We start from the raw sequence: 21,301 nt of genomic DNA on the forward strand, positions 1-21,301 counted from the left end.
ATTAGGAGCTGAACATGCTGCATTGCTTCCGTCCCACCACCCTGGCGCTGGCCCTGCTGCTCGGCGCGGGCGCGGCCCAGGCTGCCGACGCCCCGGCCGACGCCGCGCCACTGGCCAACGGTAGCAGTGCCCCGCTGCCCCTCGACGAGCTGCGTACCTTCGCCGAGGTTCTCGACCGGGTGAAGGCCGCCTATGTCGAGCCAGTGGACGACAAGACCCTGCTGGAGAACGCCATCAAGGGCATGCTCAGCAACCTCGACCCGCACTCCGCCTACCTCGGCCCGGAGGACTTCGCCGAGCTGCAGGAAAGCACCAGCGGCGAGTTCGGCGGCCTGGGCATCGAGGTCGGCAGCGAAGACGGCTTCATCAAGGTGGTCTCGCCGATCGACGACACCCCCGCGGCCCGCGCCGGCATCCAGCCCGGCGACCTGATCGTGCAGATCGACGGCAAGCCGACCAAGGGCCAGTCGATGACCGAAGCGGTCGACAGCATGCGCGGCAAGGCCGGCTCCCCGATCACCCTGACCATCGTCCGCGATGGCGGCAGACCGTTCGACGTCGAACTCAAGCGCGCCATCATCAAGGTCAAGAGCGTCAAGAGCCAGGTCCTCGAACCCGGCTACGCCTACCTGCGCATCACCCAGTTCCAGGTCAACACCGGCGAGGAAGTGGTCAAGGCGCTGAACCAGCTGCGCAAGGACAACAAGGGCCGTCTCAAGGGCCTGGTCCTGGACCTGCGCAACAACCCCGGCGGCGTGCTGCAGTCCGCCGTCGAGGTAGCCGACGCCTTCCTCACCAAGGGCCTGATCGTCTACACCAAGGGCCGCATCGCCAACTCCGAGCTGCGCTTCAGCGCCGACCCGGCCGATCCCAGCGACAAGGTTCCGCTGGTGGTGCTGATCAACGGTGGCAGCGCCTCGGCGGCGGAAATCGTCGCCGGTGCCCTGCAGGACCAGAAGCGCGCGATCCTGATGGGCACCGACAGCTTCGGCAAGGGCTCGGTGCAGACCGTGCTGCCGCTGAACAACGACCGCGCCCTGAAGCTCACCACCGCGCTCTACTACACCCCCAACGGGCGCTCCATCCAGGCCCAGGGGATCGTTCCGGACATCGAAGTCGGACGCGCCAAGGTGACCCAGGAGCGGAGCAGCTTCGAGGGCTTCAAGGAAGCCGACCTGCAGGGCCACCTGGCCAACGGCAACGGCGGTGCCGACCGCCCCACCGGCAAGCGTGCCGCGCCGAGCGAGCGCCCGCAGGATTCCGACTACCAGCTCAGCCAGGCCCTTAGCCTGCTGAAAGGCCTGAGCGTCACCCGCGGCAACTGATGTCGGCGTTCCGCGTTGCCCTGCTGGGCCTGTGCCTGCTGTTCAACCAGGCCCAGGCCCGCCAGGACCCCGTCCCCTACCAGCGCCCGCCGCTGCTGACCGTGGTCATCGACGACCTCGGGCAGAACCTGGCACGCGACCGCCGGGTCCTCGACCTGCCCCCCGGCGTAACCCTGGCGATCATCCCGGAAACCCCGCATGCCGCCGAACTGGCCCGCGAGGCGCACCAGCGCGGGCGCACGGTGATCCTGCACATGCCGATGGACCCAGCCGGCGGTCCCTACGCCTGGCGGCCGGAGCTGACCCAGGAAGAGCGTGCGCGGCGGCTGGACGCGGCGCTGGCCAAGGTGCCGTTCGTGCAGGGCCTGAACAACCACGAGGGCAGCCGCATGACCGCGGTGCGCCCGGCGATGGCCTGGCTCGCCGAGGAACTCCAGCGTCGCGGCCTGTACCTGGTCGACAGCCGCACCAGCGCCGCCACCGTGGCCGCCAGCGAGGCGCAGCGGATCGGCCTGGCGAGCGTCTCGCGCGATGTGTTCCTCGACAACGAAGCCACACCGGAAGCGGTCTCCGCACAACTGCAGGCCGGCGTCGCCCTGGCCCGCAAGCAGGGTTCGGCGTTGCTCATCGGCCACCCGCACAAGGCCACCCTCGACGTGCTGGCGCGGGAGCTGCCGAAGCTGCGCGCCCAGGGCATCGAGCTGGTACCGCCGCAGATGCTCATCGGCGAGCGCGGCAACCGCAACGTCAACCCACGCCAGGCTCCGCACTGAACCCGGGTTTACCGGCGTCGCGGCAGCGGTTAAGGTGACGCCCTCGTCATTCCTGCACGGACGCACCGATGGCCCGCCCTTCCCCTCCCATGCCCCTGCTCGCCGCCGCCCTGCTGGTCGCTGGCGCGATTCCCCTCGGTTTCATCTGGATCCTCACCAGCGCCAAGTTCGAGATAGGCGGCGCCAGCCCCGGCGAGAGCACCGTCGGCAAGGTCGAGAACATCGACCAGCGCGCCATGGAGCAATTCTGCACCGGCGTGCGGGTGACGCCCGCCGGCACCTGGCTGGTGGGCCGGCGCGAGGTCGGCCGCGACGAGCAGGCACTGCCCGAGGGCGTCATCGACCTGGACCTGGTGGCGGCCGCCCAGCCCAGGGAAGAAGAATCCGAACCCCACCTCTTCAACTTCCTCAACGGCATGCTGCTATCCGGCGGCGATCCGGAAACCACCTATGTCTCGCGCCTGGGCGCGGACGGCGTATTCCACGAAGTGGCGCGGCTCGGCGAGACCGCCTGCCTGGAAGTCACGCCGGACGGTTCCAGCGTCTTCCTGCTCACCGGCCTGCGGCGCCCGGGCAAGGACAACGGTCAGCGCGAGCAGACAGTGGTGCTGCGCAGCGACGACCAGGGCAAGAGCTGGCGGCGGCTCGAGGAAGGCTTCATGGCCGAGGCGAATCGACTGGGCTGGGCTCTCGCACCGCGCTTCCACGGCAAGGATGAAGTCTGGGTCTGGGGTGATTTCGAATACGGCGGTGCCGATGGCGGCCGGGAACCCGGCCAGCCGAGCGGGCTGTTCTATTCGCCCGACCGCGGCGCCAGCGTCGAGTCGATCGCCACCTCCGCGCCGCTGCTGGTCGACCTCGCCTACGCCCGCGAGTTGGCGCCGAACGGCGTCAGCTGGGGCGATTACAACGGCAAGCACGGGCAGATCAAGGCACACGTCGCCCAACTGGACGCGGAGCGCGCCGCGATCTGGGTAAGCCAGACCTTCCGCTATGGCCCGCCCGAAGGGCGCTACCTGACCAGCTCGGTATTGGTCACCACCCAGGCCGAACTGCGCCGCGAGGGCGGACGCTGGCAGATGGGCGCGATCCGGCGCACCGACGGCGTGGCCGTCGAGCGCCTGGAACAGAACATGGACGGTCGGGTGATCGCAGTGCTCGACCACCCGGACGAATCGCGCTCGCTGATCGCCGAGCTCGATCGCGAAGCGCTCGAATGGAAGATCACCGGCAAGCTGCCCAGCCCGTTCTGGCCCCTGCCGTCCAGTTCCGGGCTGCGCGAGTTCTACATGGGCAGGAATGTGCTGCTGGCCAACACCATGAACCACTACGAAGTGCCGCTGTGGCTGTATCCCGACGAAGAGCCGGCGAGCGTCTCCGCCAACGCGGTGTACTACTCGGACGACTGGGGCTCATCCTGGCGCCGCCTGGACATCGCCGGCTACCTCGGCGTGCTCGGTTTCGACGAGGCGCACGACCGGGTGTTCTGGGCCCGCGGCAACTGGTACGACAGCCGCGACCTCGGCGTCCAGGCCTACGACCTGGACTGAGCCCCCCTCGCCGCACCGGCGGAGGGGCGCCCGCCAGTCAGAGGTAGTTGGCGACGGCTTCGTCGACGAAGCCTTCCTGGCGCATCTGCTCCAGGGCCTTTTGCAGGCGCTCCACCACCTCGTCCGGAGTGTCCTTGTTCAACGCCAGGTAGAGCTTGGCCTCGTTGAAACGCAGCACCGTCTGCAGGCCGGACACGCCTTCCTGCTTGGCCAGGTAGCGACCGACCGGATCGGTGGTGGCCCACAGGTCGATCTGCCCGCCGGTAAGCTTCTTCACGTTTTCCTGGTCGCGCAGGGCGTTGATCACCGGGATGCCCTGGGCTTCCAGGTGCTGGCTGACCGCGTCGTTCTTGTAGGCGCCGAGCTTGTAGCGGGCGGCGTCCTTGAGATTCTTCACGGCGATCTTGCTGCCGGCCGGCGCCAGCAACACCCAACTGGTGTCGGCCAGCGGGCCGACCCACTTGAACTGCGGCACCCGCTCGGGGGTGTAGGTCATGGAGAACAGCCCGTAGCCGGGCTTGTCCAGGGTCAACCGGTACAGGCGGTCCCAGGGGAAGCGCAGGCTCAGGGAATAGCCGATGCCGGCGCGCCTGAACATCTCCCGGACGATGTCGGCACTGATGCCGTCGATGCCATCGTCGCGGGCGAAGTTCTTGTCGTCCACCGCCATGTTGAAGGGCGGGAAGTTCTCGGTCAGCAGCACCACCTTGTAGTCGGCGGGCAATTCGGCACGGGCCGCGGAGGCCCCCAGCAACACCCCCAGGATCAGGGTCTGGATCAGGACTTTCAGCATGGTCACACCGCTCGCTTGGTTATCGTTATTGGCTAGCGGCATCCCTGCGTCAGGACGAAATACCTGGCTCGTCGGCCTTCCATGGCATTGCCGGCGGGGCCGGCAAAGGCGTTTCCCCGCCCGGCCCCCTGTCGGCCGGACGGAGCGAATCAGAGATAGCTGTTGAGGATGTCCTCGACGAAGCCTTCCTTGCGCATGCCGTCCAGGGCTGCCTGGAGCTTCTGCACCACTTCGTCGGGAGTCTCGCGGTTGAGCGCCAGGTACAGCTGGTCGCTGTTGAAGCGCAGCACCGTCTTCAGGCCGGTCACGCCTTCCTGCTTGGCCAGGTAGCGCCCGGCGGGATCGCCGCTGGCCCAGAGGTCGATCTGGCCCTTGACCAGCTTCTGCGCGTTTTCCTGGTCGCGTAGCGCCAGGTCGGCCTCGAAACCGTTCTTGCCGAGGAACTCGGCGATGGCATCGCCCTTGTAGGCGCCGATCCGGTATTTCTTCGCCTCGTCCAGGCTGCCCAGGGTGATCGGGCTGTCGCCCTTGGCCAGCAGCACCCAGTCGTCCGGGCCGATCGGACCGACCCACTTGAACTTGTCCTCGCGCTCGGCCAGGCGGGCGGTGACGAACACCCCGTAGCCGGGCTTCTCCAGCGCCAGCTTGTAGATGCGGTCCCAGGGGAAACGCAGGGTCAGGCTGTACTTGATGCCGGCGCGCTTGAACATCTCGCGGACGATATCCACGGCGATGCCGTCGATGTTGTCTTCCTGGGCGAAGTTCTTGCCGTTGATCGCCATGTTGTACGGCGGGAAGTTCTCCGTGAGCAGGACCATGCTGTAGTCGGGATCGGTTTCGGCGCGCGCGCCGCCGACCAACAGCAGGGTTGCGAGCAGCGCGAAGAGCAGGCTTCTTTGCATTGTTGTCATCCTGTCAGGGGCCTGGAGCGAGGCAGAATAACCAGCGCCGCGCCGCCAGGCCAGCCTTTTGCCAGCATCGCCGGCGAGGCGTCAGTAGCGCTCGCGGATCTGCTTCAACAAGCCTTCGCTGCGCAGCGCGTCGACCGCCGTTTGCAACTTCTGCACCAGCTCGTCCGGGGTGTCCTTGTTCAGCGCCAGGAACAGCTCGGCGGTATGGAAACGCTGGACCACCTTCACCTCCTTGAGGCCCTCGCGCTGGGCGACGTAGCGCCCGCTCGGATCGGCGGTGACCCAGAGATCGATCTGCCCGCTGGCCAGCTTGTCGACGTTCTCGTTGTCGCGCAGCGCCAATTGCACCTGCAGGCCGCGGTCGACCAGGTGCTGGCTGATGGCGTCGTTCTTGTAGCCGCCGATGCGATAGCGCGCGGCGTCTTCCAGGCTGTTCAGGTGGATGCTGCTGTCGCCGCGGGCCATCAGTACCCAGTCGTTGACCGCCAGCGGGCCGACCCACTTGAACTTGTCCTCGCGCTCCGGCGTACGGGCGGTGGAAAACACGCCATAGCCGGGCTCGCTCAGCGCCTGCTGGTAGACCCGGTCCCAGGGGAAACGCAGGATCAGCTGGCACTCGATCTGCGCGCGCTCGCAGGCGGCGCGCACGGTATCGGTGCTGATGCCGCTGATGCCATCGTTCTTGGCGTAGTTGCCGCCGTTCACCGCCATGTTGAACGGCACCAGGTTCTCGGTCAGCAGGACCAGGGTTTCGGCGCGCGCCAGGGCGCTAGCGCATAGCAGGGCCAGGCTGCCGACGCAGCCGAGAGCCAGACGGAAGATGGACATGGAGGACTCCCTGTCGGTCGCAATGTTTGTCGTTATGGCAGGGCATCGGCGCTCTAGCGGCACCTGATGCGGGGGGCGTGACTGTACCTGAAAGAAAGCCGCGCGAGTGTCGACTCGCGCTCAGGAATGGCTAGCCGATCACCGGCCCTGTGCGCTGCGGCGCAACGTGCCTCAGCGCACCACGATACCGCGGCTGGCCAGGTAGGCCTTGGCTTCCGGCACGGTGTACTCGCCGAAGTGGAAGATGCTCGCCGCGAGCACCGCGTCGGCCTTGCCCTCGAGGATGCCGGCGGCCAGGTGCTCCAGGTTGCCGACGCCGCCGGAAGCGATCACCGGCACGTTCACCGCCTCGCTGATGGCGCGGGTCACGCCCAGGTCGTAACCGCTCTTCACGCCGTCCTGGTCCATGCTGGTCAGGAGAATCTCGCCGGCGCCCAGGTCTTCCATCTTCTTCGCCCAGAGCACGGCATCCAGCCCGGTGGGCTTGCGCCCGCCATGGGTGAAGATTTCCCAGCGCGGCGCCTCGCCCGGGGCGGAAACCTTCTTCGCGTCGATGGCGACCACGATGCACTGCGAGCCGAAGCGGTCGGCGGCCTCGCCGACGAACTCGGGGTTGAACACCGCGGCGGTGTTGATCGAGACCTTGTCCGCGCCGGCATTCAGCAGGTTGCGGATGTCCTGCACGCTGCGTACGCCGCCGCCCACGGTCAGCGGAATGAACACCTGGCTGGCCATGCGCTCGACGGTATGCAGGGTGGTGTCGCGCCCGTCGACGCTGGCGGTGATGTCGAGGAAGGTGATCTCGTCGGCACCCTGCTCATCGTAGCGGCGGGCGATCTCGACCGGATCGCCGGCGTCGCGGATGTTCTCGAACTTGACGCCCTTGACCACTCGGCCATTGTCCACGTCGAGGCAGGGGATGATGCGTTTTGCCAGTGCCATGCGGTTCGCCTCAGGCCTTGAAGTTGTCGCACAGCGCCTGGGCTTCGGCCACGTCCAGGGTGCCTTCGTAGATCGCCCGGCCGGTGATGGCGCCGATGATCCCCGGGGTGCGGGCGTCCAGCAGCTTCTGGATGTCGCCGAGATTGTGGATGCCGCCGGAGGCGATCACCGGGATCCGCGTGGCATTGGCCAGCGCGGCGGTAGCCTCGACGTTGCAGCCCTGCATCATGCCGTCCTTGGAAATATCCGTGTAGACGATGGCGGACACCCCGTCGGCCTCGAAGCGACGGGCCAGGTCGATCACCTGGACTTCGCTGACCTCGGCCCAGCCGTCGGTGGCGACGAAACCGTCCTTGGCATCCAGGCCGACGATGACCTTGCCCGGGAAGGCGCGGCAGGCCTCGCCGACGAACTCAGGCTGCTTGACCGCCTTGGTGCCGATGATGACGTAGCTGACGCCGGCGCGAACGTAATGCTCGATGGTTTCCAGCGAGCGGATGCCGCCACCGATCTGGATCGGCAGGTCCGGGTAGCGACGGGCGATGGCGGTGACCACCTCGCCGTTGACCGGCTTGCCTTCGAAAGCGCCGTTCAGGTCCACCAGGTGCAGGCGGCGGCAACCGCCATCGACCCATTTGGCGGCCATCGCCACCGGATCGTCGGAGAAGACCGTGGCGTCTTCCATCAGGCCCTGGCGCAGACGCACGCAGGCGCCGTCTTTCAAGTCGATCGCGGGAATGATCAGCATCGGTGAACCCTGTTCAAGTCTGTATTCGGTGGACAGGCGCGCGGAAACTCAACTCTTTTCCAGCGCCCAGACATCGCTCTCGATGCTTTCGAACCGTTCCTTCAGGTACGACTGCACGTCGAGGATGGCCTTGTTGTAGAAGTACGGGGCGAACTCGCGGGCGAAGAAATCGAGCAGTTCCTCGGCTTCGAAGGAGCCCAGCTCCAGTTCGAAGCGGTCCTCCATGAAGCGCTTGATCGCCAGTGCCGCGTCCTGGGTCTGCGCGGCGTCCAGCTGGAGGATCGGCGTCTTGCTCTTCGCCCTGGCCATGGCCTACCAGCGCCCGTCCCAGGCCACGAAGTTCTGCAGCAGTTGCAGGCCGTGGGTATGGCTCTTTTCCGGGTGGAACTGCACGGCGAAACGCGAGCCTTCGGCCAGCGCGGCGGCGAAATCGACGCCGTAGTGCCCGTGCCCCACCACCTGGCGCGGATTACCGGCCTCGATGTAATAGCTGTGCACGAAGTAGAAGCGCGCCTGGTCGGGAATCTCGTGCCACAACGGGTGCTCCACCGCCTGGCTCACCTGGTTCCAGCCCATGTGCGGCACCTTCAGGTGCTCGCCGGCTTCGTGCAGGTCCTTGCCGAAGAAGCGCACCTGGCCGGGGAACAGACCGATGCAGTCGACCCCGTCGTTCTCCTCGCTGCGCTCCAGCAATGCCTGCATGCCGACGCAGATGCCGAGGAACGGGCGGTCCTGGCTGACCTCGCGGACCAGGGCGTCGAAGCCCAGGCGGCGGATCTCGGCCATGCAGTCGCGGATCGCGCCAACCCCGGGGAACACCACCCGGTCGGCCTCGCGGATCACCGCCGCGTCGCTGCTAACCAGCACCCGGCCGGCACCGACGTGCTCAAGGGCCTTGGCCACCGAGTGCAGGTTGCCCATGCCGTAGTCGATCACGGCTACCGTCTGCATCACAGGCACCCTTTGGTCGACGGCATCTGCCCGGCCATCCGCTCGTCCAGCTCGATGGCCATGCGCAGCGCGCGGCCGAAGGCCTTGAACACGGTCTCGATCTGGTGGTGGGTGTTGTGCCCGCGCAGGTTGTCGATGTGCAGGGTCACCTGGGCGTGGTTGACGAAGCCCTGGAAGAATTCCATGAACAGGTCGACGTCGAAGCCGCCGACGCTGGCACGGGTAAAGGGAACGTGCATCTGCAGGCCGGGCCGCCCGGAGAAGTCGATGACCACCCGCGACAGCGCCTCATCGAGGGGCACGTAGGCGTGGCCGTAGCGGCGGATGCCCTTCTTGTCGCCGATGGCCTTGGCGAAGGCCTGGCCGAGGGTGATGCCGATGTCCTCGACGGTGTGGTGATCGTCGATATGCAGGTCGCCCTTGCACTCGATGTCCAGGTCGATCAGGCCGTGGCGGGCGATCTGGTCCATCATGTGGTCGAGGAAGGGAACCCCGGTATCGAACCGGGCCTTGCCGGTCCCATCCAGGTCGATGGAGACCTTGATCTGGGTCTCCAGGGTGTCGCGCGCGACGGATGCCTTGCGTTCGGCCATCACCAGCTCCACAGCTAACACTGCACGTAATTATAAGAGGGCCAGCATTATAGGCAGGCCCGGGCTGGCGCTGCCAGCCGCGACCGTCGGCGCGAATCGCCCCACGGGCGGCGGGCCAGGCCTTACACTGCGCTCCTTCCATCCCGCCGCGGAGAGCCGCATGCCCGTGATCGTCGAAACCCTCGCCCAACCCAGCGCCCAGGATCGCCTGGACCTGGCGAAGATCTACGCCGACGCACCGGACTGGCTCTTCGCCCCGCATGCCGACGGCGCGGCGCTGGTCGCGGCCGGGCTGGCCGCCGGCGAGCTGATCGCCGGGCGCTTCAACGACCGCCTGCTGGGTGCCGCCCTGCTGCGGCGCGGCGGCGACGCCTGGCAGCTGTCGCACCTCTGCGTGCGCGGCATCACCCGCGGCCGCGGGGTCGGCCGACGCCTCCTCGACGAAGCCCGACGCCTGGCCGCCGAAGCCGGCAAGCCGCTGCGCCTGGTCGCCCCGGACGGGCACCTGGAATCCCGCGCCCTCGCCGCGCGCCACGGGCTGCCGCTGGACAGCCTCTGATATGCTCGGCGGCGGTCCCCGCCACGGAGCTTCGCCATGTCCTTTTCCTCCGCCGAACGCGCCGCCCTGCTTGCCCTCAAGGGGGTCGGCCCGACCGTGCTGCAACGCCTGGAACAGATGGGCCTGGACAGTTTCGTCCGGCTGCGCGACTGCGATGCCGCAAGTATCCTCGCCCAAGGCGCGGCCCTGACCGGCTCCAGTTGCTGGAAGAACAGCCCGCAGGCGCGGGCAGCGATCGTCGCCGTGCTGCAGCGCGCGGCCAGCGACGCATGAACGATGTCGACGTACTGGTGGTCGGCGCCGGCGCCCTCGGCCTGGCCTGCGCCGCGCGCCTGGCCGAAGCCGGCCACGGCGTACTGGTGGCGGAGCGCGAACGGCTGGTCGGTAGCCACACCTCCAGTCGCAATTCCGAAGTGATCCACGCCGGCCTCTACTACCCGCCCGGCTCGCTCAAGGCCGATCTCTGCCTGGAAGGCCGCGAACGCCTGTACGCCTGGTGCGCCCGCCACGGCGTCGGCCACCGGCGCATCGGCAAGCTGCTGGTGGCGGTGGAGGAAAACGAGCGCGAGAAGCTCCAGGCCCTGGCGGCCAACGCCCGCGCCTGCGGGGTCGACGACCTGACGCCGCTGGACGGCGCCACGCTGCGCGCGCTGGAGCCCCAGGTCTGCGGGGTCGCCGCCCTGCTCTCGCCGAGCACGGGAATCATCGACAGCCACGCCTACCTGCAATCGCTGCAGGCCGCCGCCGAGCGCCACGGCGCACAACTGGCGCTGGACACCCGGGTCGACCGCCTGGAGCGCCACGCCGGCGGCTGGCGCGCCGAAGGACAGAGCGTCGGCGAAGCGTTCCGGTTGCGCGCGGGCTGGGTGGTCAATGCCGGCGGCCTGTTCGCCCAGGCGCTGGCGCAACGCACCGAAGGCCTCGATCCGCGCCTGGTGCCGGCGCTGCACCTGTGCCAGGGGCGCTATTTCTCCTACAGCGGCCGCTCGCCGTTCCGCCACCTGGTCTACCCGATGCCCGAGGCGCGCACCGCCGGGCTCGGCATCCACGCCACCCTCGACCTCGGCGGCCAGTTGCGCTTCGGTCCCGACGTGAATTACGTGGACAACCTCGACTACCGCGTCGACGAAACCCTCGGCCCCGCCTTCGCCCAGGCCATCTCGCGCTACTTCCCCGGCATCGACCCTCGGCGCCTGGCCGCCGGCTACGCCGGCATCCGGCCCAAGCTCGGCGGGCCGGGGGAACCCGCCGCCGACTTCATCATCCAAACCCCTGCCGAACACGGCCTGCCCGGCCTGGTCAACCTGTTCGGCATCGAGTCGCCCGGCCTCACCGCCAGCCTGGCGCTCGCCGAACGGGTCGCCCGAGCACTCTGAGACGAGGTTTCGCCGCGCGCAGGGTCGGCCTGGCAAAACGGCGTTGTTATACTCGCCCGCACATTCACCGCTGCCAGCACAAAGGATTCGTCCATGAAAGCATTCGGCAAGGTCCTGGGGCTGTTCTTCCTGGGACTCTTACTGCTCGTCGTGGCCCTGGGCTTCGCCCTGACCCACCTGTTCGATCCCAATGACTACAAGGACGAAATCCGCCAGATCGCCCGCGACAAGGCCAACCTGGAGCTGGACCTGAAGGGCGACATCGGCTGGAGCCTGTTCCCCTGGCTGGGCCTGGAGCTGCACGACACCAGCATCGCCAGTACCGCCACGCCGACCAAGCCGTTCGCCGACCTGCAGATGCTCGGCCTGTCGGTGCGGGTCCTGCCGCTGCTGCGCAAGGACGTGCAGATGAGCGCAATCCGCGTCGAAGGCCTGAGCCTGGACCTGGTCCGCGACAAGCAGGGCAAGGGCAACTGGGAAAACATCGGCAAGCCGGCCCAGCCCCAGGCCCCGTCCGCTCCTTCCGCCACCCCGCCGGCAGCGGACGGCAAGGGCGCCCAGGCGCAGGCACCCGAGCAGGCGCCGCAGAACGACAGCCCGCGCACCCCGATCAAGCTCGACATCGACAGCCTCAACGTCAACAACGCCCGCGTCACCTACACCGACGAAGCCAGCGGCAAGCAGTACAACGTCGAGGGCATCGAGCTGAGTACCGGCGCCATTCGCGAAGGCAGCAGCATTCCGCTGAAGCTCAACGCCTACCTCGGCACCAACCAGCCGGTGGTGCGGGTCAAGACCGAGCTGACCGGCAACCTGCGCTTCGACACCGCGCTCAGGCGCTACCAGTTGGAAGACGCCAGGCTCTCCGGCGAGGCCTCGGGCGAGCCGCTGCAAGGCAAGACCGCCACCTTCTCCGCCCAGGGCCAGTTGCTGCTCGACCAGTCGGCGCAGATCGCCGAGTGGAACGGTCTGAAGCTGAGCGTCAACCAGTTGCGCGCCCTCGGCGAACTGAAGGCCCGCGAGCTGGACAAGGACGCCAAGTTCAGCGGCGGCCTGTCGATCGCGCCGATGAACCTGCGCGAGTTCCTCGCCGGCATCGGTGTGACCCTGCCGGCCATGGCCGACGCCAACACCCTCGGCAAGTTCGAGCTGAACACCCGCCTGGCCGGCAGCCGCAACAGCCTGAATCTCGAAGACCTCAAGCTGGGTCTGGACGACACCGCCTTCAGCGGCCGCTTCGGCATCGCCGATTTCGCCAGGCAATCGCTGCGCGCCCAGCTCAAGGGCGACAAGCTCGACCTCGACCGCTACCTGCCGGCCAAGGCCAAGCAGGCCCAGGATGCCGCCAGCGCCACGCGCAAGGCGGAAGTCGACGCCACCGTGGCCAGTGCCGCCCAGGGCAACACGCCGCTACCGGAAAAACCGACCAGGCAGGCCTGGAGCGACGCGCCGTTGCTGCCCATGGCGACCCTGCGCAAGCTCGACCTGGACGTGGCGCTGAACTTCGGTCGGCTGACCGTCGAGAAGCTGCCGATCGACGACGCCAGCCTGAAGCTGCGTGGCCAGGGCGGCGTGATCAGCCTCGACGACATGCGCGGCGGGCTGTACAACGGCCGCTTCAACGCCAAGGCCAACCTCGACGTACGCCAGGACAGCGCCGTGTTGACCGCCACCAAGCACATCGCCAACGTGCCGGTGGAGCGCTTGCTCGAAGCCCAGGGCAAGAAACCGCCGGTGAAGGGGCTGCTCGACCTCGACGCCGACATCCGCACCAGCGGCAACAGCGAGAAGTCCTGGATCGACCATCTCAACGGCAGCGCACGCTTCAGCCTGATCAACGGCGTGCTGCTCGACGCCAACCTGGAACAACAGCTCTGCCAGGGCATCGCTACCCTCAACCGCAAGGCCCTTGCCGGTACCCACGGCGGCAAGGACACGCCTTTCCGCGAGCTCAAGGGCAGCCTGAACTTCACCAACGGCGTGGCCAGCAACCCTGACCTGAAGGTCGCCATTCCCGGCCTGGCGGTCAGCGGCCACGGCGATATCGACCTGCGCGTGCTGGGCATGGACTATCGCATCGGCGTGGAGATCCAGGGCGACAAGAGCGACATGCCGGACCCGGCCTGCCAGGTCAACCAGCGCTACGCCGGCATCGAATGGCCTCTGCTCTGCCGCGGCCCGCTGGAACTCGGCGCCAAGGCCTGCCGCCTGGACAAGGAAGGCCTGGGCAAGGTCGCCGCGAAACTGGCCGGCAATCGCCTCAACGAAAAACTCGAAGAGAAGCTCGGCGACAAGGTCAGTCCGGAGCTGAAAGACGCACTCAAAGGGCTGTTCAACCGCAAATGACACCTGAAGGCTTCAACGGCGCGGTCCTCGACTGGTACGACCGTCACGGTCGCAAGGACCTGCCCTGGCAGCAGGGCATCACCCCCTACCGGGTGTGGGTCTCGGAAATCATGCTGCAACAGACCCAGGTCAGCACCGTGCTCGGTTACTTCGACCGTTTCATGGCAGCGTTGCCCGACGTCGAGGCACTGGCCGCGGCGGCCGAGGACGAAGTCCTGCACCTGTGGACCGGGCTCGGCTACTACAGCCGTGCGCGCAACCTGCACAAGACCGCGCAGATCGTGGTCGAGCGGCATGCCGGGGAGTTCCCCCGCGACGTCGAGCAACTCGCCGAACTGCCCGGCATCGGCCGCTCCACCGCTGGAGCCATCGCCAGCCTGTCGATGGGCCTGCGCGCACCGATCCTCGACGGCAACGTCAAGCGCGTACTGGCGCGCTACCTGGCGCAGGACGGCTATCCCGGCGAACCGAAGGTGGCCAGGGCGCTGTGGGAAGCCGCCGAGCGCTTCACCCCGCACGCACGGGTCAACCACTACACCCAGGCGATGATGGACCTCGGCGCCACCCTCTGCACGCGCAGCAAGCCCAGTTGCCTGCTTTGCCCGCTGGTCTCCGGCTGCCGCGCGCACCTGCTCGGCCGCGAAGCCGATTATCCGCAGCCCAAGCCGCGCAAGGCGTTGCCGCAGAAGCGCACGCTGATGCCGATCCTGGCCAACCGCGACGGCGCCATACTGCTCTACCGGCGGCCTTCCAGCGGACTCTGGGGCGGGCTCTGGAGCCTCCCCGAACTGGACGACCTCGACGGCCTCGAACCGCTCGCCGCGCGCCATTCCCTGGCCCTCGGCGAGCGCCGCGAACTGAGCGGCCTGACCCATACCTTCAGTCATTTCCAGCTCGCCATCGAGCCCTGGCTGGTGGCGGTGGAAGGCGCTCCGCGCGCCGTGGCCGAGGGCGACTGGCTCTGGTATAACCTCGCCACCCCGCCGCGCCTGGGCCTCGCCGCTCCGGTGAAGAAGCTGCTCAAGCGCGCAGAACAGGAACTCGGACGCGGCACGACCGCGTGAATGCCGGGCCCACGGGCCCGGCGGCAACTGCAGGAGAACGACCATGAGCCGCACCGTGATGTGCCGCAAGTACCACGAAGAGCTGCCCGGCCTCGACCGTCCGCCGTATCCTGGCGCGAAGGGCGAGGACATCTACAACAACGTGTCGCGCAAGGCCTGGGACGAGTGGCAGAAGCACCAGACCATGCTGATCAACGAGCGTCGCCTGAACATGATGAACGCCGAGGACCGCAAGTTCCTCCAGCAGGAGATGGACAAGTTCCTCTCCGGCGAGGACTACGCCAAGGCCGACGGCTACGTGCCGCCATCCGCCTGAGCCCCACCCCGCCCGACGGAGGCCGCCATGACCCCATCCCTCTCTGGCCTGCCTCCGATCCGCACCGCGCTGATCGGCTACGGCTTCGCCGGCAAGACCTTCCACGCCCCGCTGATCCGCGCGGTACCGGCGTTGTGCCTGGAGCACGTGGTCTCCCGCGACCCTGTGCGGGTGCACGCCGACCTGCCCGAAGCCCGGGTCAGCGCCGATCCGGATGAGGCCATCGAGGCCGCCGACATCGACCTGGTGGTCATCGCCTCGCCCAATGCCACCCACGCCAGCCTCGCCGAACGGGCCTTGCGCGCCGGCAAGCACGTGGTGGTGGACAAGCCGTTCACCGTCACCCTGGCCGAAGCCCGGCGCCTCGCCGACCTCGCCCGCGAACGGCCTGGCCAGGTCCTCTCGGTGTTCCAGAACCGGCGCTTCGACAGCGACTTCCTCGCCGTGGAGGCCGCCCTGCAGGCCGGCAGCATCGGCCCGGTGCGCTACTTCGAGTCGGCCATCGAGCGCTTCCGTCCGCAGGTCCGCGACCGCTGGCGCGAACACGACCTGCCCGGCTCCGGGCTGTGGTTCGACCTCGGCCCGCACCTGCTCGACCAGGCACTGTGCCTGTTCGGCATACCGCAGCGTATGCACGGACACCTGCGCCGGCTGCGCGAGGGCGCGCTGACCGACGACTGGTTCGAGGTCCTGCTCGACTATCCGCACTGCCAGGTGGCGCTGCGCGCCAGCATGCTCGCTGCCAATCCGGCGCCACGCTTCAATGTGCACGGCGACCACGGCAGCCTGCTCAAGGCCGGCGCCGACATCCAGGAAGCGCAACTGCTGCAGGGACTGCACCCCGGTTCCGCCGGCTGGGGCCGCGATCCCGACCTGCTGCAGCACATCGATGGCCAGGGCCTGCGCCAGTCGCTGGTCACCCCGGCCGGCGACCAGAGCCGCTACTACCAGGCGCTGGCCGCCGCCATCCGCGGCCAGTCGCGCAACCCGGTGTCGGCGCAACAGGCCTGCGCGTTGATGGCCCTGCTGGAGTTGGCACGACGCTCCGCCGAGGAAGGCCGGAGCCTGCCGGTGGAGCTGCGCGACGAGGAACGCCAGGCCTGGAACTGAGGCCCGGCAGTCCGGCGGAAACCGCGAGGGGATCGTAAGGCGTTAAAAAACAAAAAAAATTTCTTCGCCGGTGTTGACACTGCCGCGCTAAACCCGTTTAATTGCGCCCCGTTGCCCAGGTAGCTCAGTTGGTAGAGCAGGGGATTGAAAATCCCCGTGTCGGCGGTTCGATTCCGTCCCTGGGCACCATGAATACGACGAAAAGGCTCACCTCCGGGTGGGCCTTTTTGCTTTCCGCCGTTCGCCTAGACGTGCTGCCCGCCGTTGACGTGGATTTCCGCGCCATTCACGTAGGATGCGCCGCTGGTGCAGAGGAAGTAGATCAGCGAAGCGATCTCCTCCGGCCGGCCGAGGCGGTGCAGCGGGATGCTGCGCTCGACGATCTCCTCGGTGCCCGGCGACAGGATCGAGGTGTCGATCTCCCCCGGCGCGATGGCGTTCACCCGCACCCCATGCGGGCCGAAGTCGTGGGCCATCTCGCGGGTCAGCGCGGACAACGCCGCCTTGGAAGTGGCGTAGGCCACCCCGGCGAATGGATGCACCTTCGAGCCGGCGATGGAGGTCACGTTGATCACCGTTCCCTGCGCCGCCTTCAGCTCGGCGAACAGGCCGCGCGCCAGCAGCGCGGTGGAGAACAGGTTGATGTTGAACACCCGCAGCCAGGTGGCGTAGTCGGTTTCCAGCACACCGAGGCGCTCGCCGCCTTCGCCCTTGGGCGAGATGCCGGCATTGTCCACCAGCGCGTGGAGCCGGCCGTCGCCGAGCTTCTCGCGGATCAGTTCCAGGCTGGCCTCGACGCCGGGAATGTCCTCCAGGTCCAGGTGGATGTGGTTTTCCTCGCCGTCCGCCCAGGGACATTCGCTGGCCCAGCTCTGCCGCGACGCGGTGAACACCCGCCAACCCGCGGCATTGAAGTACTTCACCGTGGCATGCCCGATACCGCGGCTCGCCCCGGTCAGCAACAGGGTCTTTCTCTCCGCCATACGCCCTCCGTGAAGGCCTGCTGGAATGAACGCGACTCGCACAGCCTACAAGGAATGACGAATCGCCGCGGCGGATCTTTCGCCCATCCCGGCGAACGGCCGAGCGTGAGCCAGGCAGTGCCGATAGACTAGGCGGACCTTGTCCGGACCCCCGATCGATGCTGAAGAAAAGCTTCAACTCCCTGCTCACCACCTGGCTCGCCGGCCTGCTGGTGATGCTGCCGCTGGTACTCACCCTGGCCTTGCTGGCCTGGGTGGTCAGCTTGCTGAACCGCTTCGTCGGTCCATCCAGCCTGATCGGTCGCGGCTTCGCCGCCATCGGCCAGCCGCTCGCCGGCGATTCGCTACTGGCCTACCTGCTCGGTACCGCGCTACTGCTGGTAGCCATCTACCTGCTTGGCCTCGGCGTACAGCTAGGCCTGAAGCGGCCGCTGGCCAACCTGTTCGACCTGACCCTGCGGCGCACCCCGCTGATCGGCAACCTGTACAACCTGGCCGACCGTTTCGTCGGCCTGCTGGACAAGAAGCAGGACGCCGACATCGCCGCGATGAGTCCGGTGTGGTGTTTCTTCGGCGGCGACGGCGCCGCCGTGCTGGCGCTGATGCCCAACCCCGAAGCGGTGGAACTGGACGGCCGCGCGCACTACGCGATCCTGGTGCCGACCGCGCCGATCCCGGTGGGCGGCGGCCTGCTCTACGTTCCGGTGGAATGGGTGAAACCGGCACAGATCGGCATGGACACCTTCACCAGCATCTATGTGTCGATGGGCATCACCCCACCGCCGCCGCTGGCCGCCGCCAAGGTGCTGGCGGAGCCGCGCGCGGAGCAGCCGCCGGCGGCTCCATAGGCGGTCCCGCGTGCCCGGGAACGGGGCGCGCACCGACCTCCAGGCTCTGCTTCAGGTCAGGGTTCGCCAGGAGTTTTCTTCGAAAGCCGACAGTTTTGTTCCTACGCGACAGCGCACTGCAGCGATGCGACAAGATGCCGCCAACCCCGCTCCAGAGGCACGCAGCCTGCTTGGCTCCGGTTGAAGCGCTGTGCTAGCTTGCCTTCGCCAGGAAGGCCCTTCCAATCCGAATAACAAGAGGAAAATCCATGGCCGAGGCCACCCCCGCACTGGAAATCCGTAACCTGCACAAGCGCTACGGCGACCTCGAAGTGCTCAAGGGCATCTCCCTCACCGCCCGCGACGGCGACGTGATCTCCATCCTCGGATCGTCCGGCTCGGGCAAATCCACCTTCCTGCGCTGCATCAACCTGCTGGAGAACCCGCACCAGGGCCAGATCCTGGTCTCCGGCGAAGAGCTGCGCCTGAAGAAGAGCAAGAACGGCGACCTGGTCGCCGCCGACAGCCAGCAGATCAACCGGCTGCGCAGCGAACTCGGTTTCGTCTTCCAGAATTTCAACCTGTGGCCGCACATGAGCATCCTCGACAACGTGATCGAGGCGCCACGTCGCGTACTGGGCAAGAGCAAGGCCGAAGCGATCGAGATCGCCGAGGGCCTACTGGCCAAGGTCGGCATCGCCGACAAGCGCCACAGCTATCCCGCGCAACTTTCCGGCGGCCAGCAGCAACGCGCGGCCATCGCCCGGACCCTGGCCATGCAACCCAAGGTGATCCTGTTCGACGAGCCCACCTCGGCGCTCGACCCGGAAATGGTACAGGAAGTGCTTAACGTGATCCGTGCGCTCGCCGAAGAGGGCCGGACCATGCTGCTGGTCACCCACGAAATGAGCTTCGCCCGCCAGGTTTCCAGCGAGGTGGTATTCCTCCACCAGGGCCTGGTAGAAGAGCAGGGAACGCCGCAACAGGTTTTCGAAAACCCCCAGTCGGCGCGCTGCAAACAGTTCATGTCCAGCCACCGCTAACGGAGCAACACCGCATGAAGAACTATAAGAAGATCCTGCTGGCCGCCGCTGCAACCCTGGCCTTCGCCCTCGACGCCAGCGCCGCCGACAAGCTGCGCATCGGCACCGAAGGCGCCTACCCGCCCTTCAACGGCATCGATGCCAGCGGCCAGGCGGTCGGCTTCGACCTCGACATCGGCAAGGCGCTGTGCGCCAAGATGAAGACCGAGTGCGAGGTGGTGACCTCCGACTGGGACGGCATCATCCCGGCGTTGAACGCCAAGAAGTTCGACTTCATCGTCGCGTCCATGTCGATCACCGACGAGCGCAAGCAGGCGGTCGACTTCACCGATCCCTACTACACCAACAAGCTGCAGTTCGTCGCGCCGAAGAGCGTCGACTTCAAGACCGACAAGGACTCCCTGAAGGGCAAGGTGATCGGCGCCCAGCGCGCCACCATCGCCGGCACCTGGCTGGAAGACAACATGGCCGACGTGGTCACCATCAAGCTCTACGACACCCAGGAGAACGCCTACCTCGACCTCTCCTCGGGGCGCCTGGACGGCGTGCTGGCCGACAAGTTCGTGCAGTACGACTGGCTGAAGAGCGACGCCGGCAAGGAGTTCGAGTTCAAGGGCGAACCGGTGTTCGACAACGACAAGATCGGTATCGCCGTGCGCAAGGGCGACCCGCTGCGCGAGAAGCTCAACGCCGCGCTGAAGGAAATCGTCGCCGACGGTACCTACAAGAAGATCAACGACAAGTACTTCCCCTTCAGCATCTATTGATGCCAAGCCAGGCCACCGCCGGGCGCGTCCCGGCGGTGGCCGCCTTCAGGCCTGACTTCTCATGATTCTCGACCTGCATGGGTTCGGCGACCAACTGCTCGCCGGTACCTGGATGACCCTCAAGCTGTCGCTGGCGGCGGTCTGCGTGGGGCTGTTGCTCGGCCTCCTCGGCGCCATCGCGAAGACTTCGAAGTACGCGGCCCTGCGCTTCGTCGGCGGCACCTACACCACCATCGTCCGTGGCGTGCCGGAAACGCTCTGGGTACTGATGATCTATTTCGGCACGGTGAGCGGCCTGAACGCCCTCGGCGACCTTTTCGGCAAGCCGGACCTGGCGCTCTCGCCGTTCGCCGCCGGCACCCTGGCCCTCGGCCTGTGCTTCGGCGCCTACGCCACCGAGGTGTTCCGCGGCGCGCTGTTGTCCATTCCGCGCGGCCATCGCGAGGCCGGCCAGGCGCTCGGCCTGTCGCCCGGACGGATCTTCTGGCGCATCGTCCTGCCGCAGATCTGGCGGGTCGCCCTGCCCGGCCTCGGCAACCTGTACCTGATCCTGCTGAAGGACACCGCGCTGGTGTCGCTGATCACCCTCGACGAGATCATGCGCAAGGCGCAGGTCGCCTCCAACGCGACCAAGGAACCCTTCACCTTCTACATGACCGCGGCCGCCATCTACCTGAGCCTCACGGTCGTCATCATGGTCGCCCTGCACTTCCTCGAACGTCGCGCCGGCCGTGGTTTCGTGAGGAACGAGCTATGAGCGAGTGGGAGCTGATCCTCAAGTGGATGCCGAAGATGCTCCAGGGCGCGGCGCTGACCCTGGAGCTGCTGGCGATCGCGGTGGTCGCCGGGCTCGCCCTGGCCCTGCCGCTGGGCATCGCCCGCGCCTCGCGGCACTGGTACGTGCGCGCGGTGCCTTACGCCTACATCTTCTTCTTCCGCGGCACGCCGCTGCTGCTGCAACTGTTCATCGTCTACTACGGCCTGGCGCAGTTCGAGGAAGTGCGCAAGAGCGCCTTCTGGCCCTACCTGCGCGATCCGTACTGGTGCGCGCTGCTGACCATGACCCTGCACACCGCCGCCTATATCGCCGAGATCCTCCGCGGCGCGATCCACTCGGTGCCGGTCGGCGAGGTGGAGGCCGCCCGCGCCCTCGGCATGTCGCGGCTCCAGGCGCTCTGGCACATCATCCTGCCGCGCGCGGTGCGCATCGGCCTGCCGGCCTACAGCAACGAAGTGATCCTGATGCTCAAGGCCAGCGCGGTGGTCTACACCGTGACCCTGTTCGACATCATGGGCATGGCCCGGACCATCATCGCCCGCACCTACGAATCGATGCTGTTCTTCTGCCTGGCCGGCGCGCTGTACCTGGTGATCACCATCGTGCTGACGCGGATCTTCCGCCTGATCGAACGCTGGTTGCGGGTCGACGCCACCCAGGGCCGCTGAGCGGGCGCTTTCCGATGCCTGCGGGGCGGCTATAATCGCCGCCCCGTTTT

The 21,301-nt window shown here is 67.4% G+C and carries 24 protein-coding genes and 1 tRNA gene; 16 read left to right on the forward strand and 9 right to left on the reverse strand.

From position 1 onward, the window contains the following. The first annotated feature begins 14 nt into the window (after window positions 1-14). From cptA to M6E97_RS22705, 3 genes are all read left to right on the forward strand, one after another. Window positions 15-1,325 carry a proteolytic complex protein CptA gene (gene cptA / locus M6E97_RS22695; RefSeq protein WP_003096067.1) on the forward strand — a complete coding sequence of 437 codons (1,311 nt, stop codon included), beginning with the start codon at window positions 15-17 and terminating at the stop codon, window positions 1,323-1,325. Next, window positions 1,325-2,098 carry a divergent polysaccharide deacetylase family protein gene (locus tag M6E97_RS22700; protein ID WP_003096069.1) on the forward strand — a complete coding sequence of 258 codons (774 nt, stop codon included), beginning with the start codon at window positions 1,325-1,327 and terminating at the stop codon, window positions 2,096-2,098. The genes cptA and M6E97_RS22700 overlap by 1 nt, the downstream gene beginning before the upstream one ends. A gap of 68 nt (window positions 2,099-2,166) precedes the next feature. Next, window positions 2,167-3,648 carry a hypothetical protein gene (locus M6E97_RS22705; protein WP_019486087.1) on the forward strand — a complete coding sequence of 494 codons (1,482 nt, stop codon included), beginning with the start codon at window positions 2,167-2,169 and terminating at the stop codon, window positions 3,646-3,648. A gap of 37 nt (window positions 3,649-3,685) precedes the next feature. Here M6E97_RS22705 and M6E97_RS22710 read toward each other — a convergent pair whose 3' ends face one another. The 8 genes from M6E97_RS22710 to hisB form a co-directional block, all read right to left on the reverse strand. After that, the gene (locus M6E97_RS22710) at window positions 3,686-4,441 is read right to left on the reverse strand and encodes a substrate-binding periplasmic protein (RefSeq protein ID WP_003096075.1); all 756 of its coding nucleotides are present in this window, start codon (window positions 4,439-4,441) and stop codon (window positions 3,686-3,688) included. Window positions 4,442-4,590: 149 nt separating this feature from the next. After that, window positions 4,591-5,343, reverse strand: coding sequence for a substrate-binding periplasmic protein (locus M6E97_RS22715; RefSeq protein ID WP_003106330.1), 753 nt, complete (start codon window positions 5,341-5,343; stop codon window positions 4,591-4,593). Window positions 5,344-5,433: 90 nt separating this feature from the next. Then, on the reverse strand, window positions 5,434-6,180 hold the full coding sequence (locus M6E97_RS22720) for a substrate-binding periplasmic protein (protein ID WP_003111636.1): 747 nt from the start codon (window positions 6,178-6,180) through the stop codon (window positions 5,434-5,436). A gap of 171 nt (window positions 6,181-6,351) precedes the next feature. After that, entirely contained in the window at window positions 6,352-7,122 is a 771-nt protein-coding gene (gene hisF / locus M6E97_RS22725; protein WP_003106334.1) for an imidazole glycerol phosphate synthase subunit HisF, read from the reverse strand. A 10-nt stretch (window positions 7,123-7,132) separates the two neighbouring features. Next, complete coding sequence (gene hisA / locus M6E97_RS22730; RefSeq protein WP_003106336.1) at window positions 7,133-7,870, reverse strand: 1-(5-phosphoribosyl)-5-[(5-phosphoribosylamino)methylideneamino]imidazole-4-carboxamide isomerase; 738 nt, start codon at window positions 7,868-7,870, stop codon at window positions 7,133-7,135. 48 nt (window positions 7,871-7,918) lie between these two features. Further along, complete coding sequence (locus M6E97_RS22735) at window positions 7,919-8,179, reverse strand: DUF2164 domain-containing protein (RefSeq protein ID WP_003111635.1); 261 nt, start codon at window positions 8,177-8,179, stop codon at window positions 7,919-7,921. Between the two features lie 3 nt (window positions 8,180-8,182). Beyond that, entirely contained in the window at window positions 8,183-8,821 is a 639-nt protein-coding gene (gene hisH / locus M6E97_RS22740; protein WP_003096087.1) for an imidazole glycerol phosphate synthase subunit HisH, read from the reverse strand. Next, entirely contained in the window at window positions 8,821-9,414 is a 594-nt protein-coding gene (gene hisB / locus M6E97_RS22745) for an imidazoleglycerol-phosphate dehydratase HisB (protein ID WP_003096088.1), read from the reverse strand. Before hisB ends, hisH begins: the two co-directional genes overlap by 1 nt. Window positions 9,415-9,574: 160 nt before the next feature. Here hisB and M6E97_RS22750 point away from each other — a divergent pair, with 160 nt between their 5' ends. The 8 genes from M6E97_RS22750 (at window position 9,575) to M6E97_RS22785 (ending at window position 16,374) form a co-directional block, all read left to right on the forward strand. Further along, the gene (locus M6E97_RS22750) at window positions 9,575-9,973 is read left to right on the forward strand and encodes an acetyl-CoA sensor PanZ family protein (protein ID WP_003135903.1); all 399 of its coding nucleotides are present in this window, start codon (window positions 9,575-9,577) and stop codon (window positions 9,971-9,973) included. A 36-nt stretch (window positions 9,974-10,009) separates the two neighbouring features. After that, entirely contained in the window at window positions 10,010-10,246 is a 237-nt protein-coding gene (locus tag M6E97_RS22755) for a hypothetical protein (protein WP_003112622.1), read from the forward strand. After that, window positions 10,243-11,349, forward strand: coding sequence for an NAD(P)/FAD-dependent oxidoreductase (locus tag M6E97_RS22760; protein WP_033937890.1), 1,107 nt, complete (start codon window positions 10,243-10,245; stop codon window positions 11,347-11,349). The genes M6E97_RS22755 and M6E97_RS22760 overlap by 4 nt, the downstream gene beginning before the upstream one ends. 93 nt (window positions 11,350-11,442) lie before the next feature. Further along, the gene (locus tag M6E97_RS22765) at window positions 11,443-13,695 is read left to right on the forward strand and encodes an AsmA family protein (RefSeq protein ID WP_003096096.1); all 2,253 of its coding nucleotides are present in this window, start codon (window positions 11,443-11,445) and stop codon (window positions 13,693-13,695) included. Then, window positions 13,692-14,759 (forward strand): A/G-specific adenine glycosylase, encoded by a 1,068-nt coding sequence (gene mutY / locus M6E97_RS22770; protein ID WP_003096098.1) that lies wholly within the window; start codon window positions 13,692-13,694, stop codon window positions 14,757-14,759. Before M6E97_RS22765 ends, mutY begins: the two co-directional genes overlap by 4 nt. Window positions 14,760-14,802: 43 nt before the next feature. Further along, window positions 14,803-15,075, forward strand: a complete 273-nt coding sequence (locus tag M6E97_RS22775) for an oxidative damage protection protein (protein WP_003096100.1) — start codon at window positions 14,803-14,805, stop codon at window positions 15,073-15,075. 27 nt (window positions 15,076-15,102) lie between these two features. Then, window positions 15,103-16,185, forward strand: a complete 1,083-nt coding sequence (locus M6E97_RS22780) for an oxidoreductase (protein WP_003141881.1) — start codon at window positions 15,103-15,105, stop codon at window positions 16,183-16,185. Window positions 16,186-16,298: 113 nt separating this feature from the next. Continuing rightward, window positions 16,299-16,374: transfer RNA gene (locus M6E97_RS22785), tRNA-Phe, on the forward strand. Window positions 16,375-16,430: 56 nt separating this feature from the next. Here the strand turns inward: M6E97_RS22785 and M6E97_RS22790 are convergent. Beyond that, a complete protein-coding gene (locus M6E97_RS22790; RefSeq protein ID WP_031686191.1) occupies window positions 16,431-17,168 on the reverse strand; it encodes an SDR family NAD(P)-dependent oxidoreductase in 738 nt (245 codons plus the stop codon). A 158-nt stretch (window positions 17,169-17,326) separates the two neighbouring features. Here M6E97_RS22790 and M6E97_RS22795 point away from each other — a divergent pair, with 158 nt between their 5' ends. The 5 genes from M6E97_RS22795 (at window position 17,327) to M6E97_RS22815 (ending at window position 21,251) form a co-directional block, all read left to right on the forward strand. Beyond that, a complete protein-coding gene (locus tag M6E97_RS22795) occupies window positions 17,327-18,016 on the forward strand; it encodes a DUF502 domain-containing protein (protein WP_023119886.1) in 690 nt (229 codons plus the stop codon). Window positions 18,017-18,264: 248 nt separating this feature from the next. Beyond that, window positions 18,265-19,038, forward strand: coding sequence for an ABC transporter ATP-binding protein (locus tag M6E97_RS22800; protein WP_003096153.1), 774 nt, complete (start codon window positions 18,265-18,267; stop codon window positions 19,036-19,038). A gap of 14 nt (window positions 19,039-19,052) precedes the next feature. Further along, complete coding sequence (locus M6E97_RS22805) at window positions 19,053-19,805, forward strand: ABC transporter substrate-binding protein (protein WP_003096156.1); 753 nt, start codon at window positions 19,053-19,055, stop codon at window positions 19,803-19,805. A gap of 61 nt (window positions 19,806-19,866) precedes the next feature. After that, complete coding sequence (locus M6E97_RS22810) at window positions 19,867-20,562, forward strand: ABC transporter permease (protein WP_031686194.1); 696 nt, start codon at window positions 19,867-19,869, stop codon at window positions 20,560-20,562. Continuing rightward, the gene (locus M6E97_RS22815) at window positions 20,559-21,251 is read left to right on the forward strand and encodes an ABC transporter permease (RefSeq protein ID WP_024947292.1); all 693 of its coding nucleotides are present in this window, start codon (window positions 20,559-20,561) and stop codon (window positions 21,249-21,251) included. Before M6E97_RS22810 ends, M6E97_RS22815 begins: the two co-directional genes overlap by 4 nt. The last annotated feature ends 50 nt before the right edge of the window (window positions 21,252-21,301 follow it).

Origin of the sequence: Pseudomonas sp. B111 (assembly GCF_026428275.1) — a bacterium.
In the GTDB taxonomy this organism is placed as follows: Bacteria; Pseudomonadota; Gammaproteobacteria; order Pseudomonadales; family Pseudomonadaceae; genus Pseudomonas; species Pseudomonas aeruginosa.

Coding starts and splice junctions, on each gene's coding strand:
- cptA (WP_003096067.1), top strand. CDS start 15: ATGCTGCATTGCTTCCGTCCCACCACCCTGGCGCTGGCCCTGCTGCTC.
- M6E97_RS22700 (WP_003096069.1), top strand. CDS start 1,325: ATGTCGGCGTTCCGCGTTGCCCTGCTGGGCCTGTGCCTGCTGTTCAAC.
- M6E97_RS22705 (WP_019486087.1), top strand. CDS start 2,167: ATGGCCCGCCCTTCCCCTCCCATGCCCCTGCTCGCCGCCGCCCTGCTG.
- M6E97_RS22710 (WP_003096075.1), bottom strand. CDS start 4,441: ATGCTGAAAGTCCTGATCCAGACCCTGATCCTGGGGGTGTTGCTGGGG.
- M6E97_RS22715 (WP_003106330.1), bottom strand. CDS start 5,343: ATGCAAAGAAGCCTGCTCTTCGCGCTGCTCGCAACCCTGCTGTTGGTC.
- M6E97_RS22720 (WP_003111636.1), bottom strand. CDS start 6,180: ATGTCCATCTTCCGTCTGGCTCTCGGCTGCGTCGGCAGCCTGGCCCTG.
- hisF (WP_003106334.1), bottom strand. CDS start 7,122: ATGGCACTGGCAAAACGCATCATCCCCTGCCTCGACGTGGACAATGGC.
- hisA (WP_003106336.1), bottom strand. CDS start 7,870: ATGCTGATCATTCCCGCGATCGACTTGAAAGACGGCGCCTGCGTGCGT.
- M6E97_RS22735 (WP_003111635.1), bottom strand. CDS start 8,179: ATGGCCAGGGCGAAGAGCAAGACGCCGATCCTCCAGCTGGACGCCGCG.
- hisH (WP_003096087.1), bottom strand. CDS start 8,821: ATGCAGACGGTAGCCGTGATCGACTACGGCATGGGCAACCTGCACTCG.
- hisB (WP_003096088.1), bottom strand. CDS start 9,414: ATGGCCGAACGCAAGGCATCCGTCGCGCGCGACACCCTGGAGACCCAG.
- M6E97_RS22750 (WP_003135903.1), top strand. CDS start 9,575: ATGCCCGTGATCGTCGAAACCCTCGCCCAACCCAGCGCCCAGGATCGC.
- M6E97_RS22755 (WP_003112622.1), top strand. CDS start 10,010: ATGTCCTTTTCCTCCGCCGAACGCGCCGCCCTGCTTGCCCTCAAGGGG.
- M6E97_RS22760 (WP_033937890.1), top strand. CDS start 10,243: ATGAACGATGTCGACGTACTGGTGGTCGGCGCCGGCGCCCTCGGCCTG.
- M6E97_RS22765 (WP_003096096.1), top strand. CDS start 11,443: ATGAAAGCATTCGGCAAGGTCCTGGGGCTGTTCTTCCTGGGACTCTTA.
- mutY (WP_003096098.1), top strand. CDS start 13,692: ATGACACCTGAAGGCTTCAACGGCGCGGTCCTCGACTGGTACGACCGT.
- M6E97_RS22775 (WP_003096100.1), top strand. CDS start 14,803: ATGAGCCGCACCGTGATGTGCCGCAAGTACCACGAAGAGCTGCCCGGC.
- M6E97_RS22780 (WP_003141881.1), top strand. CDS start 15,103: ATGACCCCATCCCTCTCTGGCCTGCCTCCGATCCGCACCGCGCTGATC.
- M6E97_RS22790 (WP_031686191.1), bottom strand. CDS start 17,168: ATGGCGGAGAGAAAGACCCTGTTGCTGACCGGGGCGAGCCGCGGTATC.
- M6E97_RS22795 (WP_023119886.1), top strand. CDS start 17,327: ATGCTGAAGAAAAGCTTCAACTCCCTGCTCACCACCTGGCTCGCCGGC.
- M6E97_RS22800 (WP_003096153.1), top strand. CDS start 18,265: ATGGCCGAGGCCACCCCCGCACTGGAAATCCGTAACCTGCACAAGCGC.
- M6E97_RS22805 (WP_003096156.1), top strand. CDS start 19,053: ATGAAGAACTATAAGAAGATCCTGCTGGCCGCCGCTGCAACCCTGGCC.
- M6E97_RS22810 (WP_031686194.1), top strand. CDS start 19,867: ATGATTCTCGACCTGCATGGGTTCGGCGACCAACTGCTCGCCGGTACC.
- M6E97_RS22815 (WP_024947292.1), top strand. CDS start 20,559: ATGAGCGAGTGGGAGCTGATCCTCAAGTGGATGCCGAAGATGCTCCAG.